12 protein-coding genes and 1 tRNA gene are annotated in these 17,410 nt (G+C 72.2%); 7 read left to right on the top strand and 6 right to left on the bottom strand.

What is annotated here, in order from left to right:
• Positions 1 to 48: 48 nt before the first annotated feature.
• Complete coding sequence (locus tag AB0C33_RS03355) at positions 49 to 435, bottom strand: response regulator (RefSeq protein WP_352349704.1); 387 nt, start codon at positions 433 to 435, stop codon at positions 49 to 51.
• Positions 436 to 549: 114 nt separating this feature from the next.
• On the opposite strand from AB0C33_RS03355, the gene AB0C33_RS03350 reads away from it, so the two are divergent.
• From AB0C33_RS03350 to AB0C33_RS03340, 3 genes are all read left to right on the top strand, one after another.
• Positions 550 to 621, top strand: a tRNA-Arg gene (locus AB0C33_RS03350).
• 664 nt (positions 622 to 1,285) lie between these two features.
• Positions 1,286 to 1,447, top strand: coding sequence for a hypothetical protein (locus tag AB0C33_RS03345; RefSeq protein WP_358283167.1), 162 nt, complete (start codon positions 1,286 to 1,288; stop codon positions 1,445 to 1,447).
• 85 nt (positions 1,448 to 1,532) lie between these two features.
• Entirely contained in the window at positions 1,533 to 2,003 is a 471-nt protein-coding gene (locus AB0C33_RS03340; RefSeq protein ID WP_358283165.1) for a hypothetical protein, read from the top strand.
• A 36-nt stretch (positions 2,004 to 2,039) separates the two neighbouring features.
• On the opposite strand, the gene AB0C33_RS03335 is transcribed toward AB0C33_RS03340, so the two are convergent.
• The gene (locus AB0C33_RS03335; protein ID WP_358283163.1) at positions 2,040 to 2,864 is read right to left on the bottom strand and encodes a hypothetical protein; all 825 of its coding nucleotides are present in this window, start codon (positions 2,862 to 2,864) and stop codon (positions 2,040 to 2,042) included.
• Positions 2,865 to 3,057: 193 nt separating this feature from the next.
• On the opposite strand from AB0C33_RS03335, the gene AB0C33_RS03330 reads away from it, so the two are divergent.
• Positions 3,058 to 5,073, top strand: coding sequence for a CehA/McbA family metallohydrolase (locus tag AB0C33_RS03330; protein WP_358283161.1), 2,016 nt, complete (start codon positions 3,058 to 3,060; stop codon positions 5,071 to 5,073).
• Positions 5,074 to 5,169: 96 nt separating this feature from the next.
• On the top strand, positions 5,170 to 8,307 hold the full coding sequence (locus AB0C33_RS03325) for a BTAD domain-containing putative transcriptional regulator (RefSeq protein ID WP_358283159.1): 3,138 nt from the start codon (positions 5,170 to 5,172) through the stop codon (positions 8,305 to 8,307).
• Positions 8,308 to 8,352: 45 nt separating this feature from the next.
• Here AB0C33_RS03325 and AB0C33_RS03320 read toward each other — a convergent pair whose 3' ends face one another.
• From AB0C33_RS03320 to AB0C33_RS03310, 3 genes are all read right to left on the bottom strand, one after another.
• Positions 8,353 to 11,190 carry a M48 family metalloprotease gene (locus tag AB0C33_RS03320; protein WP_358283157.1) on the bottom strand — a complete coding sequence of 946 codons (2,838 nt, stop codon included), beginning with the start codon at positions 11,188 to 11,190 and terminating at the stop codon, positions 8,353 to 8,355.
• Positions 11,190 to 11,750, bottom strand: a complete 561-nt coding sequence (locus AB0C33_RS03315; protein WP_358283155.1) for a hypothetical protein — start codon at positions 11,748 to 11,750, stop codon at positions 11,190 to 11,192. Before AB0C33_RS03315 ends, AB0C33_RS03320 begins: the two co-directional genes overlap by 1 nt.
• Positions 11,751 to 11,893: 143 nt before the next feature.
• Entirely contained in the window at positions 11,894 to 12,754 is an 861-nt protein-coding gene (locus AB0C33_RS03310; protein ID WP_358283153.1) for an alpha/beta hydrolase, read from the bottom strand.
• A gap of 88 nt (positions 12,755 to 12,842) precedes the next feature.
• Here AB0C33_RS03310 and sigJ point away from each other — a divergent pair, with 88 nt between their 5' ends.
• Together sigJ and AB0C33_RS03300 are read left to right on the top strand one after the other, a co-directional pair.
• Positions 12,843 to 13,787, top strand: a complete 945-nt coding sequence (gene sigJ, locus AB0C33_RS03305) for an RNA polymerase sigma factor SigJ (protein ID WP_358283151.1) — start codon at positions 12,843 to 12,845, stop codon at positions 13,785 to 13,787.
• A gap of 94 nt (positions 13,788 to 13,881) precedes the next feature.
• Entirely contained in the window at positions 13,882 to 15,078 is a 1,197-nt protein-coding gene (locus AB0C33_RS03300; RefSeq protein WP_358283149.1) for an FAD-dependent oxidoreductase, read from the top strand.
• Between the two features lie 37 nt (positions 15,079 to 15,115).
• On the opposite strand, the gene helR is transcribed toward AB0C33_RS03300, so the two are convergent.
• Entirely contained in the window at positions 15,116 to 17,293 is a 2,178-nt protein-coding gene (helR, locus tag AB0C33_RS03295) for an RNA polymerase recycling motor ATPase HelR (RefSeq protein WP_358283147.1), read from the bottom strand.
• Positions 17,294 to 17,410 lie beyond the last annotated feature (117 nt).

The raw sequence follows: 17,410 nt of genomic DNA, 5'->3' as shown, positions 1-17,410 counted from the left end.
CGCTCCCACCACCTCCGGCACACCATCCGGCGCCGTTCTACAACCCCATCAACTCGGCGCCCCGGATGCGAGTTCCCGCACCACCTGAATGAGCTCGGCCGGATCGAACGGCTTGGTCAGGTACGCGTCGACCCCGATCCCCAGCCCCCGCCTCCGGTCGTCGTCCTGCGCCCGCGCGGTGATCAGGACGACCTTGATGTGACTGGTCGCCTCCTCCGTACGCAACTTCTCCGCCGTCGCCCACCCGTCGAGGCAGGGCATCATCACGTCCAGCGTGATCACATCCGGCATGACGTCCATCACGCGATCCAGACAGTCCTGCCCATCGGTGGCGGTCGACACCTCGAACCCCTCAAGGTTCAGGTTGACCGCGATGAGCTGCCGGATGACCTCGTCGTCATCCACGACCAGTACTTTGCCAAGAACGTCGCTCACGGGCGCAAAGCTAGCCCGTAGCGGGCCGGTCACGTGGGGTTTTCGCGGGATGCGTTCAAGGAGCGTTATCTGGTGCCGAGTGGTCCCCAGATGCTGATAGCCTTATCACTCGTCGCCCCCTTAGCTCAGGGGATAGAGCACCGGCCTCCGGAGCCGGGTGCGTAGGTTCGAATCCTACAGGGGGCACAAGATTCTGACCGGCGGCTCAGGCTGCCGACCAGAGCGAACGTCACAGTTACGGGCGGGCCTCCAGTCTCACGGAGCCCGCCTGTTCTCGTTGAAGTTCACCGACCGTGAGCCGATTGGCGTCGGGAAGCGGTCGCGACCGCCCCGAGGAAGACCCCATGCCCTGCGGGTGTGCTTCGGCAGCCGCGGCCGTCACCAGGTGGCGGAGGCCGGCCGGCCGGGGCTCACTCTTACCCCCGGCCGCAGCGCATCGCTTGGCGGGCCCACGAACTCCCGCTCACCTGTAAATCTCACCTCATGTCGTGCCGAGGTCGCCAAGGGTGCCGGAATTTCCGGGGGGACGGAAACGGTGCCGCGAATTGGTTCGTGATTCCCGGGACGCAGATCCGGAAGACGCGTCGCTTTCCCAGATTCCGCGCAATAAGCGAAAGGAGCGCCCGACGAGGACGTTCGCCGCGCTTTCTCTCCGGAGTGCGAGCCGGCACTCCATCGCCTGAATTGCGGAGCGCATCATCTCAGGCACCGAACGCGGCCACAGAATGTGCCAGCTTTCCGGCGGATCTCGCCGATGAAGAGAGCCTTCCCCAGAGGTGGGCAGGCACTGTCAGCCGTGGGGACGTCGATCTACTCCTGACGGTCCGCGGAGTGGGGCCTGATCAGTGCCATGGGCGCGTGCGGCGGCAAACAGGCGGTGATGAGCGTCTCCGACCCGCCGGACACCAAGTTCGTTTACTCCAGCCACAAGGAATGTAGTCTCGACGAGGCGCTGAAGCTGTACCACTTGCAGGACAACGGCAAGAAAACGGCCGACGTCGGCTACAATTGATCACCTTTGCCGCGAAAGTCGTGCGGCGAATTCTTCCAAGCGGCCGAAGACCCTGCCCGACAATGGGGTACGGAAAAGAGGGCCCATGCGATACGCCGGCACCGGTTCGACGACGGAGGCGCGGGCGCATTTTCGCCGGACCCTCGGGTGCGGGGATGTTCTGGTGGCGGTCGTGCTACTCGCCGCCGCGGTCGCGTGGGTGGACAGCCGGCTCGTCGACAGCGCGCTCTCGTATTGTTTCGGCGATCTCGACGGAGGCCAGGCGCTGGCCGGGCTGATTTTTCTCGGCGGCAGGTGGCTGCTTTTCATGGCCGTCTTCCTGTGCGGCGCGCTTCTCCTCGCCGGGTTCCGCGCGCTCGTGAGGCGGGCCGACGGCAGAGCCGCCGTCGTGGCCTTCCGGGTGGGCTTCTGGGTCACCGCCGCGCTGCTGGTGGTCGTCCCGGCCGGCCTGACCCTCTACGATTTCGCGACGACCGGCACCCCTACCGGCGCGACAGGGCTCAATTGCGGCGTGGGCAACGTGCCGCCCTGGTGGCCGGACTGGCTGCCGTCCTGAGGGCGACCGGTGATTGCCGGGAAGCGCAGCGTGTTCTCAACTCGGAAGACGCCAGTGGCAGACCTCGCCGTTGATGCACAACTCAGTTGTCGTGTCGCGAGAGTTCGGCGGCTTGACGGACACCTTTTCACCCCACCCCTGGTACTGGGTGTCGACGGAGAAGGTTCTGCCCACCAATTCATCAAGGCCGCCGGCGAGGGTGTACCTGCTCTGCACTCTGCTGATCGATCCCGTCGGAGTGAGCGTGAGGGTGTAGGACACTTTCGTACCGACGAGGCCCCACGAACCCTGGGTGGAATGGCTGAACCAGACGGAGCGAGCCTTGCCGAGCTGCTTGAAGGTGATCACGCCGGTGACGCTGTTCCCGTTCCTGTGGCCGTTCTTCAGCAGGGCCGCCACGGTGGCCGGCTCTGTCGGATTGAGAAGCTGCTCATCGTATCCGAGCAGCTCGGTGTGCCAGAGGTACAACTGGTGAGAGTTCTCCCACCAGACCTTGCCGTCTTTCAGCCACTTCCCGATGAGCCCACCGGACTGGTAGCTGGTGCCGCCGGGCTCGTGATTGAAACCAATGCCGCGTTCGGTTCCATGAGCACCTCCGGTCGTGGTGACGTCCAACGCCTTGACGCCTCCATTGGGCGCGTTGAACTCGAAGGTGCCTTCACGTCGGCGTTCAGTGAGTTTCTTCGTGCCCTTCGAGACGATGGCAGTTTCGGTGAAACGCACGCCGTGTCCGCTTGCCAGAATGCTTTTCAATGCCTGGACAGGATCTTGGGAGACTTCTCGCTCTGAGGAAGCCTGGGCTGGAGCAACCCCTGCCAGCAGAGCACCGCAGGCCACCAACGTCATGAGCGTGTTTCTCATGATGAAGAGAATGCCGCCATCAGGACACGCGCGGAACACGGACCGGATGCGACTGCCGAAAGACGAGGGGAGGCCGGTGGACGTGCTGGGTTCGGCGCGCCGACCGCCTTGAGGTCTTGCCCTTCTGCGCAAAGCGGGACACAGCGGGAGGTCCATGTCAGTATGACCATGGGTCCCCTCCGAGGAGTGTCCGATGTGTGACGATGCGTTGCTTCCTGGTCCCGTCTCCGCCGCTCTGGCCGAGTACCGCGCGCTCCGTGACGCGCACGGTCCCTGTTGGGGCGAACCGTCTCTGTCCTACGTCGTCCAGGCATGGGCGACCGTCTTCCTCGACCGCCGTTACAACTTCTACACCACCGGACTGCGCCAACTGGCCGAGCGCCATCCCGACCTGCCTGCCGCCGAGCTGGAGGATCATCTCGGCGAGGTGGATCCCGACCGGGTGGTACGTGACGCGCTCGCCGGCGACGTCGTGGACAACCTGCCCGTGCTGCGCCTGACGCCCGGCGGTCACGCGGTGGCGGCCGTCACGCGAATCGTGCTGGAGGGCGAGCCGTTTCGTACGGCGTTGCTGCTCGACTCCAGCAGGGACGAACCGGTCACCGTGCTCGTGGACGACACCCCTTACACGGTGGAGGCGTGCGGGGCCAAGGTGGTCGAGGTCGCCGAGTCCGTCGTCGTCGACGGGCAGCCGGTCGACCTGACGCCGCTGAGCAGGCGGGTGGCGGCGGCCGGCGTGCGGTTACGCGCGGGGTTCCCGTGCCGGTGGAGCGTGACGAGCGCGAACGGCCAGGGCTGGTACCCCGAAGGCGCGCCGCCCAAGCTGGACGCGCACCGCCGGCCGTTCTTCCACGGCGACGACCTCGTGGTCCGCGTCCCCGCCGAGCCCGTCACCGTGACCGTGGCCAGGGGGATGGAGTACGGCACCGCCGACGTGACCGTCACTCCGCAGGCCGGCGCGGAGACGCTGGTGGAGCTGACGCCCGAACGGCTGTACGACGCGGCCGCCCGCGGCTGGTACGGCGGCGACCTGCACGTCCACCTCAACTGGATGGGCGAGGAGCCCGCCGCGCCCGAGCTGGCCGCCGCAGCGCAGCACGGCGAGGACCTCCACGTGCTCAACCTGGTGGCGGGCAACGTGGCGAGCGAGCGCGTCTACGACGCGGAGGCGCTGGAGCAGTGGGTGGGCAAGGACCTGCCGTGGTCCGACGACCGGCATCTGGCCAGGATCGGCGTCGAGTTCCGCAACGACGTGCTCGGCCACTGCACGGCGTTCGGGCTGCGCGGGCTGCCGAGCCGCTACCACACGGGCTTCGGCGGCACGGCGGACTGGCCGCCCAACGCGGCGGCGTGCGAGGAGCTGAGGGCGCTCGGCGGGATCGTCTCCTACGGTCACCCGTTCCACACCGCGTTCGGCGACGACGACCCGCCGGACGTCGTACTCGATCGCGGACGGTCCTGCGCGGCCAGGGAGATCGTGGCCGACGCCGCACTGGGGCTGATCGACTCGCTCGATGTGCTCAACCATTCCTCCGTCCTGGCCACGGCGGCCGTGTACCACCGTCTCATCGGCGCGGGCAACAGGCTGGCGGTGACGGCGGGCACCGACGCCGTGTTGTCGTTCTGCCGCCGCGGCACCGCCTCCGCCCCGCCCGGCTGGGAGCGTGTGTACGCCAACGTCGCCGGCCCCCTCACCGCCGAGTCCTACGCCGAGGCGATCCTGCACGGTCGTACGTTCGCCACCACCGGGCCGTGGCTGGAGCTCACGGTGAACGGGCACGGCCCCGGCGACACGCTGGAGCTGCTGCCGGGCCAGGAGGTGGAGATCGTGGTCTCCACGATCGGGCCGGAGGTCGAGGAACTGGAGATCCGTACCGCTGCGGGCGTGCTCGCGCAGGGGCCTCCCGGGCGGCTGGTGGCCACGATGACGGCGGACGAACCGACGTACGTGGTGGCTGTGGCGACCGGCGGGCCGCACCAGCGCTCCCAGCACCGGCGCGGCGCCTACGCCCACACCAGCCCTGTGTACCTCGACGTCGCGGGCGTCCGCGTGGCCAGGGAGGCGGACGTGCGGTGGTGCCTGGCCTGGCTGGACCGGCTGGAATCCATCCTGCGCGAGTCCGGCCGCTTCGACACCCCCGCCCAGGTGGACGACCACCTGGCCCTGTACGAGCAAGCCAGGCAGATCTACCGCAACCGCCTCCCCTGACCCCGGCCCCAGGGCCGGTCGCGCAGCGGGTGGCGGGGGCGACGGGGGGCGGGGTGCGGTGGTGGTGGGTGGAGGGGTGGGTGGGAAGGTGGCTGGGTGCAGATCTCCCTCCTCGGCCCGGTCGCGGCCGCGTCCGACGACGCCTCTCCCATCGACATTCCCGGCGTACGTCTGCGGGTGCTGCTGGCGCGGCTCGCGTTGGAGGCCGGCCGGCCGGTGTCGGCGGACGCGCTGATCGACTGCGTCTGGGGCGAGGAGCCCCCGGCCGGGGCCGTCAACGCGCTGCACGGGCTGGTCTCCCGGTTGCGCAGGACGCTGGGGGGGCCGGAGTCCGTGGAGCTGGTGACCGGCGGTTACCGGCTGCCGCTGCGTCCCGAGGACGTGGACACCCACCGGTTCGAGCAGCTCGCCGGGCAGGCCAGGCGGGAGCTCGCGGCCGGCCGGCCGCGGGAGGCCTCCTCCCTGCTCCGCGCCGCCCTGGAGCAGTGGCGCGGCGACGCGCTGGCGGACGTGCTGGAGGCGGCGTTCGCCCGTAACGTGGCGGCGCGGCTGGAGGAGTTGCGCGCCACCGTCGCCGAGGACTTCTTCGACGCGGAGGTGCGGCTCGGCCGCCACTCCGAGGTGCTGGCCGACCTGCGGGTCGCGGCCGTCGCGCGCCCGCTGAGCGAGCGCCTGGCCGAACTGCGGATCCGGGCCCTGTCGGCCGCCGGACGCCAGTCGGAGGCGCTGGCCGTGTACGACGAGGTCCGCGGCAGGCTCGGCGACGAGCTGGGCATCGACCCCTCGCCCGAGCTCCGCGCGGTCCACCTCGCCCTCCTGCGCGGGGAGCTGAGCCGGCCCGCCGTACGGCCGCAGGCCGCGTCCAACCGGCTCCCGGCCAGGCTGACCACCTTCGTCGGCCGGGAGCGTGAGCTCGGCGAGCTGGCCCTGCTGCTTGCCGAAGCGCGGCTGGTGACGATCGTCGGGCCGGGCGGCGCGGGCAAGACCAGGCTGGCGCTGGAGGCCGCCGAGCAGGTCGGGGACCGGGCGTGGTTCGTCTCGCTCGCCGGGGTCACCCGTCCGGACCAGATCGCCGACGCGGTGCTCAGCGCCTGCGGCGGCCTGTTCGAGGGCGGGTTCAAGCCGCAGGCTCCCGCGCCCGCCCGGTTGGCCGCCCAGCTCGACGTCGGCCCCGCCGTGCTGGTGCTGGACAACTGCGAGCACCTGGTGGAGGCGGCCGCCGAGCTCGCCGAGCAACTGCTCGGCCGGCTTCCGCAGCTGCGCGTCCTGGCCACCGGCAGGGAGGCTCTGGCGATCGACGGCGAGGCCCTGTGCCACCTCGGCCCGCTCGGCCTGCCCGTGCCGGACGCGGACCTGGCCGAGGCCGCCGAGTCGGACGCCGTGCGGCTGTTCGTCGAGCGGGCGGGCAGGGTGCGCCAGGGGTTCGCGCTCGACCGGGCCACCCTGGAGCCCACGGTGGAGATCTGCCGCCGGTTGGACGGCATGCCGCTGGCCCTCGAACTGGCCGCGGCCAAGCTGCGGGCGATGACCGTGACGCAGATCGCCCAGCGCCTGGACGATCGGTTCCGCCTGCTCACCTCGGGCAGCAGGACCGCGCTGCCGCGCCAGCGCACGCTGCTCGCGCTGGTGGAGTGGAGCTGGGACCTGCTGGAGGAGCCCGAGCGGGCGCTGGCCGCGCGCCTGGCCGCCTTCCCCGGCGGAGCCGACCTGGCCGCGCTGGAGGCGATCTGCTCCGACGCGTCCCTGCCCGCCGAGGACATGGTGTACGTCGCGGGCGCGCTGGTCGAGAAGTCCATGATCCAGCAGGTCGGCGACAGGTACCGGATGCTGGAGACCGTCCGCGCCTACGCGGCGGCCCAGCTCGCCGAGCCGCCGGTCGGCGACCGTTTCCGCGGGTACTTCCTGGCGCTGGCCGAGGAGAACGAGCCGCTGCTGCGCACCCGGGACCAGCTGCGCGCCGTCGAGGTCTTCGACGCCGAGCACGACAACCTGGTCGCCGCGCTGCGGGCCGCCATCGGGGCGGGCGACGCGGCCACGGCCGCCCGGTTCGTCAGGTCCATGATCTGGTACTGGGGCATGCGCGGGATGTCCACCGAGTCCGACGCGTTCCTGAGCGAGGTGCTGGCGTTCGGCGACGAGTTGCCCGACGACGTCCGTACCGCCTTCGAGGTGGTACGGGCGACGGCGGGCCGGCGGGGCGGGCCGGAGGTCCGGGAGAACCTCAGCCGTCCGGGGGTGACGAAGTTCCACAACGCGCTGCCGTTGCTCCGCCTGTCCAGGCTCACCACCCAGGACGCCGGAGACCTGGAGGCCCTGGACTCCCCCGACCCGTGGGTGCGCGCCAGCGCCCGCTGGGCCTACGACTTCCTGCTCACGGAACAGGGCGACCAGGAGACCGGCGCCCGCCACAGGGACGAGGCGCTACGCCTGTTCGAGCAGGTCGGTGACCGCTGGGGCCTGGTGATGAGCCTGGTACGGCGGAGCCGCGTCCACGGCCTGCGCGGCGAGCACGAACACGCGGTCGCGGCCTGCGAGCGCGCCGTCGCGATCGCCGCCGAGCTGGGCACCGAGGAACACCTGTTCATCACCAAGTCGCATCTCGCCCAGAACCGCATGCGCGGCGGCGACCTGGACGGCGCGCTGCACGACATCCACGCCGCGCGACGCGTGGGCCGCGAACACGGCCACCGGCGGCTGGCGGCCAGCATGCTGTTCCCGCTCGCCGAGGTGCACCGCCACGCCGGCGACCTGGGCCGGGCCCATGAGGTCGTGAACGAGCTGGAGACGGTCGTCCACCGGCTGCCCGGCCCGCCCGAGCTGAACGGCGACGTGATCGTGTCCTCCCGGATGGCCGTCCTGGTGACCGAGGGGGCGGCGGAACGGGCGCGCGAGCTGCTGCCCCGCGCGATGCGCGGCGTGCTCGGGCACACCAACGCCAACGCCCTGGCCAGGGCCGCGGAGCTGCTGGCCAGGCTGCTCGGGCTGGAGGGCGACCCGGCGGGGGCCGCGACGGCGCTCGGCATGAGCCACGTGATCCGGGGCGTCTTCGACGAGGGCGACCCCGATCTGCGGCGGCTGGTGCCCGTCCTGGCCGGGCGGCTCGGCGACGCGGGTTACCGGGAGGCGTACCGGCGTGGCGCGGACCTGCCGCGGCAGGAGGCGATCGACCTGCTCATGACCCACTGCGCCGATCCGGCCGGGTCCGTTCCCCGGGGTGACCTTCCGCGTCCCTGACCGGAGTTGACCAGGCAAGGCTCGGCGCCGCCCGCCGCGCGGAGGTCACCTCGGCATCCTGGCGGTGACCGCTTCGAGCGCCTTCCCGGCCTCGATGAGCTCGTTCATGGACGTGATGAAGAGGTCGCCGTTCTCGTCCGCCAGGCTTTTCCGGCAGTTACGGCCGCCGTTGCCGGCCTGGGTGACGAACGTCCGCCAGAAGGCCCGGGTCTCCTGGTCGGGGACGTCGAAGTAGCGGCCCGCGTCCCGGGCGATCTCCCCCATGTGGGTGCACAGGGGGCCGAAGATCGCCGGCTCGACGGAGCCGCGCCCGGCCTGCGCGGCGTCGTTCAGGCTCTTGGAGAGACGTACGACATCGGTCCTGTAGCGTTCGCGCAGATCCCACCCGCCGTGTGCCCACCAGGCCTTCACCTGCAGCTGCCTCATCTCGGCGGACACCACCGCATCGTCGAGGCCCACCACCCGCTGGACCTGGGAGAGGGTGGCGGGTCCGGGCGATTCCTGCTGTGCGGCCGCCACGAGGGGCGCCGCCACCGCCGCCGCGCAGAGCACGGCCGTGGCGGCTCGCCGCGCGGCGAGCCGGCCGGTCGGCCGCGGGCCGGGAGGGAGGTCACGGGTCGCGCTTCGGGTCGTGGGCCGCAGCCTCCGGGCCGCCGACACGATGCCGGCCGCCAGGACGGCGGCGACCGCGGCGAGCACGAGAACGTAGCCCATGATGCTCTGCACGAGCGTCCAAGCCGGATCCGGCAGCCAGTGGCAGCGAACCGCCAAGGTGTTGAGCGGCTGGAAGCAGCCGTCCGCGGCGGCGAACACGAAGCGGCCGGCCAGGCCGCCCAACGCCACGACTTCGGCGGCGATCAGCGCGACGAGCAGCCGGTGACGGCTCGCCGGCACGCTCGCGACGGCGGCTGCCGCCGCGGCCGCCGCCACCAGGGCCACGAGCGTCCACGCCTGGTAGACCAGGGCGTAGAGGCCTCCTCGATCCGCGGGCGGGGGCTGCCAGGTGTGCATGTAGCCCATCACGACGGCGACGGCGGCCCAGCTCGCCGGTATCCCCAGCAGCACGGCCGGCAGCACCCGCCGCTGCAGCGGCACCCCCTTGTCCAGGGCCTCCCACCGGCCGGGCTCGGTCGACGAGCCGAGCGTCCACGAGGGTGGAGCGGTGGTCGGGCGGAACGTCCAGGTGAGCAGTGGCACCACCCACAGGGCCATGACCGCGGAGAGGACGAGCGGCGTGTCGAAGCTGGTGAGGAACGGCCACACCGCGCCGATCGCGGACTGCACGGCCGGATGCTCCTCCGGTGAGGCGCCGTACAGCTCCCGCAGGATCAACTGCATCCCGGCGGGGTCGACCGTTCCGGTGCTCGCCAGCAGCGCGCCTTCGCTCTGCCACCACACGAACCACGAGAACAGCACCAGCCACGCGGCCGTGAGCCCCAGCAGCATGGCCGGCCGGATCGTACGCCCCGGCCAGGCCCTGACCCACAGTTCGGCGCACTGCGCGGTCCACCAGGCGAAGGCCACCCCGGCGAACAGCACCAGCGCCAGCACCACCGGGTGGTCCGGGAACCACCGCAGGACCGTCACCCGGTTCAGCACCAGTTCGCCGGCCACTGCGCCGGCTCCCAGCCACAGCCCCGCGCGCACACCGGACGGCGCCCGACGCCCGGTCAGCACCGCATGGACCACGGCACGCCACAGCGCGATCCCGGCCACGCCGGTGACCAGACCCGCCACCAGCAGGGCCGGCAGCCGGCCCAGCCAGGTGCCGCTCGCGACGGGAGGCAGGTAGTCCGCCACCTGGACGTCGATGAGCGGAGCGGCGGCCCCGGTCAGGAACATGGGCAGCGCCTGCACACCGAACAGCGCGGCCGGGTCGGTGACGGCGTCCCGGCGCAGCGTCCAGCGCGGGTGCATGCGCCACAGCTCGACGAAGGAGCCGAGAGCCCGCCGCAGCCGGCCCGTGACCGGGGCGGGCACCGTGAACGCCAGAGAGCGCAGGTCGGCGCCCCAGCGCGTCGCGGCGAGGTCGGCGTGGATCTCCCGGCTGCGCAGGACGTCCGAGCGGGCGAGATAGACCAGGAGGATCATGCAGACCGGAAGCAGCAGGCCCCGCGTGGTGTACGCCGTCTCGCCGGGCCAGAACGGCGACCGCGCGGAGGTGGGGATCGCGGTGAGGTACCAGACGACGTACGGGAGGAGCACGAGGACGACGAACACCCGCCACACGACGACGGTGGCGTAGGTGATGGTGAGGTCGCGGTTGCGGATGTGGGCGAACTCGTGCATCGCCCGCGCGCGAAAGCCGTCGGGATCGGTGGTCCTGCGGGCGACCAGCCCGCCGTGCAGGCACACGATCGGGCGGCGGTCGCTGCCGAACACCACGGCGTCGGTCGTGACCGCCGTCAGGTCCACGACGATCCTGGGCACGCGGGCCAGGCCGGCCACGGCGGCGAGCTCCGCCATCCTGCGGCCGATCTCGCCGTCGTGGTCGATCACGTCCAGCGGTACGAGGCGGCCCCGCCGGACCTTCCAGTGCGGCAGGGCCAGGAACAGCGCCACGGCCGCCGCCGCCACCAGGACGAGCCCCAGGAGGGGCAGCCACCAGGGCGCGGCGGGCTCGTAGCGATCGACGCAGGCCCAGTAGGCGTCGTGGTTGGCGATGATCCGCGCGGAGATGCCCCGGTCGGTGCCCTGGGTGGGATCGCCGCCGGCGGCGAGCAGGCAGCCGTATCCGTAGCCGCCGTGGTATCCGCGGGCCACGACCTGCATCATCGAACCGCTGCTCACCAGCAGCAGAGTGAGCAGCAGCACGAAGCGCACGGTCGTGCCCGCGCCCAGCGCCCGCTCGTCGATCCGCGGGGCGGAGGCCGTGGCCGGCATCACTGGTTCTTCGTCAGGGGGGCGCCGTCGGCCGGGCCGTCCGGTTCCCGCGCGTCGAGTTCCGGTGCGGCCAGTGCGAGCCGGCCCACCACGGCGTCGGCGATGAGCCGGGCGCGGCTGTCGCCGAGCCCGTGCTCCACAGCGGTCTCCAGCACCCTGCGGTGGACCTCGGCGAGCTCGTCACGGGTCAGGTCAGGGACGAAGACGGCCGCCGCCCGCCTCCGGAAGACCTTGCGCAGCACGGCCTTCGTGCGCGCCGCCGCGCCGTCCACGGCGGCGGTCCCCACCCGCCGTGCGGCCTCGTCGACCATGAGCCACACCACCGGCGTCACCAGGGCCGCGATCTCCCCCAGACCGAACCCCAACGGCTCACGCCTGGCGCCCCGCCGGCCCAGCCGCCGGATCACGACGTCGTCGTCGAGCCCGGCCAGCCCGTCCACGAGCAGGAGCTCCTCCGGCGCGGTCGCCGCCACCACATCGCGCACGACGTCGCGGACCCTGGTCGTCGCCGCCCTGCTCGCAGGACCGCCGCCGCTGGGCGAAGCTGCTCCGGAACTCATGACGCCCCTCTCCGCATCGCGTTCTGTGACGCACCCGCCACGCTGTGCAGGAGCTCCATCCTCACGGAAGGGGCCCGGCGATGGAGGTGAACGCGGAAAACGGCATGAATCACGTGTCCGGGACGGCCGCCCCCGTCAGGGCGTCATTCGCGCAGGAAGGCCAGCAGGGAGGCGGCGAGTTCGTCCGGGGCCTCCTCGGCCACGTGGTGGCCGCTGTCGATCGGGTGGCCGGTCACGTCGTCGGCCCAGGTGCGCCAGATCGCCAGCGGGTCGCCGTACAGGTCCTCCATGTCGTCCTTGGACGTCCAGAGGAACAGGGTGGGGCAGGTGAGGCGGCGGGAGGCGGCGCGGTCGGCGTCGTCGGCCGCGCGGTCCACGGTCAGGCCGGCGCGGTAGTCCTCGCACATCGCGTGGACGGTGTCCGGGTCGTGGATGGCCCGGCGGTAGTCCTCGTACGCCTCCTGGCCCATCTGCTCGGGGCTGCCCTTGTACCAGGCGTCAGGGTCGGCGTTGATGACGCGTTCGGCGGGTTTGGCGGTCTGGCCGAGGAAGAACCAGTGCCACCAGGACGCCGCGAAGCGGGCGTCGGCCCTGGCCAGCGCCTCGCCGATGGGGATGCCGTCCATCACGACCAGGCGGGTGACGGCGGCCGGGTGGTCGGCGGCCAGGCGGTGGGCGACGTAGGCGCCGCGGTCGTGGCCGGCGACGGCGAACCGTTCGTGGCCCAGCGAGCGCATGAGGGCGACCATGTCGCGGGCCATGACCCTCTTGGAGTAGGGGGCGTGGTCGGGGGTGGTGGGCGGCTTGCCCGAGCGGCCGTACCCGCGCAGATCGGGGCAGACCACCGTGTGGTGGGGGGCCAGGAGGGGTGCGACGCGGTGCCAGGTCGCGTGGGTGCGGGGGTGGCCGTGGAGCAGCAGGAGGGGCGTGCCGGAGCCGCCGTACCGGACGAACAGGTCGGTCTCGCCGACGTCGATCACGTCGGTCGCGAAGTCGTCGAACATCGGCCGCCTCTACCCGGGACCGTCATGGATCAACACCTACCCAAGAACCGGAGTTCCGCCGCATAAGGGGACGTTCTAGGATCAGGCCATGCCTTTGACCGTGGACGACGTCGACCGGTTCGTGGCCGCCAGACCCCGCCTGGAGGCCATCGCCTACCGCCTGCTCGGCTCCGCCGCGGAGGCAGAGGACGCCGTGCAGGAGACGTTCCTGCGCTGGCAGTCCGCCGACGCGGGCCGCGTCGAGGTGCCCGAGGCGTGGCTGACGAAGGTGCTCACCAACCTGTGCCTCAACCAGCTCGGCTCCGCGCGGGCCCGTCGCGAGACGTACGTCGGGGAGTGGCTGCCCGAGCCGCTGCTCGCCGGCGACCCGATGCTCGGCCCGGCCGAGACCGCCGAGCAGCGCGAATCGGTCTCGTACGCCGTCCTCACGCTGATGGAGCGCCTGTCCCCGAACGAGCGGGCGGTCTACGTGCTGCGGGCCGCCTTCGACCACTCCCACCGGGAGATCGCCGAGATCCTCGACATCACCGAGTCGGCGAGCCAGCAGATCTTCCACCGCGCCAAGAGGCACGTCGCCGACGGCCGGGCCCGTACCGAGGTCGACGAGGCCGCCGCCCGGCGGATCGTCGAGGAGTTCCTGGCCGCCGCCACCAGCGGGCAGACCGAGCCGCTCGTCCGCCTGCTCACCCAGGACGCCATCGCGGTCGGCGACGGCGGCGGGAAGGTCCCGGCCCGCGCCAAGGCGTTCGAGGGCGCCGTCGCGGTCGCGAAGTTCCTGTGGGGCCTGGTCAAGCCCGGCAAGGCCAAGCGGGCCATCATCGGCGGCTCGCCCGAGATCTACCCCTGGACGGCCAACGGGGAGCCGGCCGTCGTGGCGGTCCTGGACGGCCGGGTCGTCGGCGTCATGTGCCTGGAGGTCACCGCCGAGGGCATCGCCGCGTTCCGCAACCAGGTCAACCCCGACAAGCTGGACCGCGCGACCGCGCGCTGGGTGGCCAGCGACCACGGAGAGCCGGTGTTCAGAGCCTTCTGAGACACGGTGTGACGCGCTTCACACCGTGATCCTGTCAGGAAAGCGCGGGCCGTCCGGTTCAGGTGGCGAACCCGCGTCAGACAGGAGCGAGGAAATGCAGCACCGCATCATCGTCCTCGGAGCCGGCTACACCGGAGCCGTCGTCGCCGGCCGCCTGGCCAGGCGGCTGAGCCGTGAGGACGTCGCCATCACCCTCGTCAACGCCGAGCCCGACTTCGTGGAACGCGTCCGCCTGCACCAGGTGGCGACCGGGCAGGACCTCAGGCCCCGGCCGTTCCGCGAGATGTTCGCCGGCACCGGCGTCGAGCTGCGGCTCGGGACGGTCACCGGCCTCGACGCCGACCGCGGGACCGTCACCGTCACCGGCGCGGGCGGCGCCGAGGAGCTGGCCTACGACACGCTGGTCTACGCGCTCGGCAGCGGCTGGAACGCCGAGGGCGTGCCCGGGACCGCCGAGCACGCCTACGACGTCGCCGGCCGGCCGGGGGCGCTGCGGCTGCGCGAGCGGCTGGCCCGGCTCGACGCCGGTCAGCGCGTGGTCGTCGTCGGCGGCGGGCTCACCGGGCTGGAGGCCGCGGCCGAGATCGCCGAGGCCCGTCCCGACCTCGACGTCGCCCTCGCCGCCCGCGGCGGTCTCGGCGACTGGCTCTCGCCGAAGGGCCGCGCGCACGTGCGCAAGGTCCTCGCCGGGCTCGGGGTGAGCGTGCACGAGCACACGGCCGTCACCGGCGTCGAGGCCGACCGGGTCACCACCGAAGGCGAGCCCATCCCGGCCGACGTGACCGTCTGGACGGCCGGCTTCGCCGTGCACCCGATCGCGCGGGCGACCACCCTGGAGGTCAGCGGCACCGGCCAGATCGTGGTCGACGGGACCATGCGCTCGGTCTCGCACCCGAACGTGTACGCCGTCGGCGACGCCGCCATGGCGATGGGCCCCGGCGGCAAGCCGCTGCGCATGTCGTGCGCGTCGGGCATCCCGACCGCCTGTCAGGCCGCCGACTCGATCGCGGCCCGGCTGACCGGCGGGAAACTGCCGAACACCTCGCCGCGCTACTTCAACCAGTGCGTCTCGCTGGGCCGGGGCAACGGCCTGATCCAGTTCGTCACCGCCGACGACCGCGCCCTGCCCAGGGTGCTGACCGGGCGGGTCGCCGCCGTCTACAAGGAGCTGATCTGCAAGAGCGCCGCCTGGGGCGTCGCCAACCCGATGATGGGCAAGCCGGCCCGGCGGCGCCGCGTCACCCGCCTGAACGCCCCGGCCGGCCCCGCCGCCGCCAGGGCGCGTGCATGACGATGGCCGGCGTGGCGCACCCGGCGGCGGGCCCCCGTCAGGGGGTCGTGAGGACGACGAGCTGCCGGGTCGCCCGGGTCATCGCCACGTAACGGTCGACCGCGCCCTCGACCCCCTCGACGCCCTCGCCGAACCGGTCCGGATCGACGAGGACGACCAGGTCGAACTCCAGCCCCTTCGACAGCTCCGGCGTCAGCGACCGGACCCGGGGCCGCTCCCGGAAGGCCGGGTGCCCGATCACGCAGGCGATCCCCTCGGGGTTCGCGGCGAGCCAGGCGTCGAGGATCGCGTCCAGCTCGGCGACCGGCCCGCGCGTGACCGGGACGCCGCTCTCCCGGATGGAGACCGGGACGTTGGCGTCCGGCAGGGCGGCCCTGATGACCGGCTCGGCCTCGGCCATGATCTCCGCCGGGGTTCGGTAGTTGACGCTCAGGCCGGCCAGCTCGACGCGGTCGATGCCGACCCGGCCCAGCCGTTCCGCCCACGACTCGGTGAACCCGTGCCTGGCCTGGGCGCGGTCCCCGACGATGGTGAAGCTCCTGGACGGGCAGCGCAGCAGCAACATCTGCCATTCGGCGTCGGTCAGCTCCTGGGCCTCGTCCACGACGACGTGCGCGAACGGCCCGGCGAGCAGGTCCGGCTCCACGGTGGGCAGCTCCGACTCGTCCACCAGGTTGCGCTGGAGGTCCGCCCGGCGAAGCTGGGTCACCAGGCCCTCGCCGTCGTCGTCGGCCTCGATCAGGTTGTCCACGACCTGGGCCATGCGCTCGCGCTGGACGGCCAGGGCGGCCTCCTGCCTGCGCTGCCGGCGGGACGCCTCCGGGTCGCCGAGGCGCTGGCGGGCAGCGTCCAGGAGCGGCAGGTCGGAGACCGTCCAGGACTGGGCGTCCGCGCGCTGGAGCCGCCGGATCTCGTCCGGGGCGAGCCAGGGGGCGCACAACCGCAGGTAGGCGGGGACCGTCCACAGGTCGCCGACGAGGTCGGTGGGCTCGATCAGCGGCCAGGCGCGGTTGAAGGCGGCCAGCAGCTCCCGGTTCGCGCGCAGCGACCTGCGCAGCAGCTCCGGCGACACCTCGTGATCGCCGTGCTGGTCATGCGGGTCGTGCTTGTCGATGAGGATCGTGAGCAGTTCCTCCCAGATCTGGTCGCGGGCCTCGTTGTGCGGGGTGCCGGGGTCGGCGGCCTGGAACGCCTCGGCCCAGTCCTCGGCGCTCAGCCAGACGTCCGACCAGTGCGTGGTGACCGTCATGCCCTTGGCGGGCGGGTTCTCGTAGAACCGGACGGCCGGCTCGATCGCCTTCACCATGTCCGCGGACGCCTTCAGCCGCGCCACCTCCGGGTCCCGCTCGGGTGCCGCCGCCGCCCCCTCGGGCACGAGGTCGCGCAGGGTGCAGGTGCGCACGCCGTCCTCCCCCAGGCTGGGCAGCACGTCGGCGACGTAGGCCAGGTAGGGCTGGTGCGGGCCGACGAACAGCACGCCGCCCTTGTTGTGGCCGAGCCGGGGGTCGGAGTAGAGCAGGTAGGCCGAGCGGTGGAGGGCGACGACGGTCTTGCCGGTGCCGGGGCCGCCGTCCACGACGAGGGCGCCGCGGGAGCCGGCCCGGATGATGGCGTCCTGGTCGGCCTGGATGGTGCCGAGCACGTCACGCATCCTGGACGAACGGTTGCCGCCCAGGCTGGCGATGAAGGCGGACTGGTCGTCGAGCGCGGCGTGCCCTTCGAAGCCGTCGGCGGTGAACACCTCGTCCCAGTAGTCGCTGATCCGGCCGCGGGTCCAGCGGTACCGGCGGCGGCTGGCCAGGCCCATGGGGTTGGCGTGGGTGGCGCCGAAGAACGGCTCGGCCGCGGGCGAACGCCAGTCGAGCAGCAGGCGGCGGCCGTCGCTGTCGGTGAGGCCGAGCCGTCCGATGTACACCGGTTCGGGGTGGTCGGCGGTGACCATGTGGCCGAGGCACAGGTCGAGGCCGAAGCGGCGCAGCGTCCGCAGGCGGGCGGACAGGCGGTGGATCTCCAGGTCCCGGTCGAGCGCCTGCCGGCCCTTGCCGCCGGGGGCCATGCGTTCGGCGTCGAGGCGGGCGGACAGGTCGGCGATCGACTGCTCCAGGCTCTCGGCGAGGGCCGCGAAGTGTCGCTCGTCGACGGCGATCAGCGCCGGGTCGGCCTTGGCGGCGAGGTTGCCGGGCAGGTCGAACACGCCGGTGGTCAGGGGATTCATGTATGTGGCTCCGCAACGAGGTCGGTCTTCGCGTGGCAAGGCTTTGGCCTCGGCGGACGATTCTGCGCCACGACGGGGGTCTTGCCGCAAGCCCCCCGGTGCGCTATACGTTAAGAG

The sequence above is a fragment of the Nonomuraea sp. NPDC048881 genome, assembly GCF_040649795.1.
Lineage (GTDB): Bacteria > Actinomycetota > Actinomycetes > Streptosporangiales > Streptosporangiaceae > Nonomuraea.
Note: the sequence above shows the minus strand (reverse complement) of the source record. Positions and strands in the feature narration are given on the sequence as shown.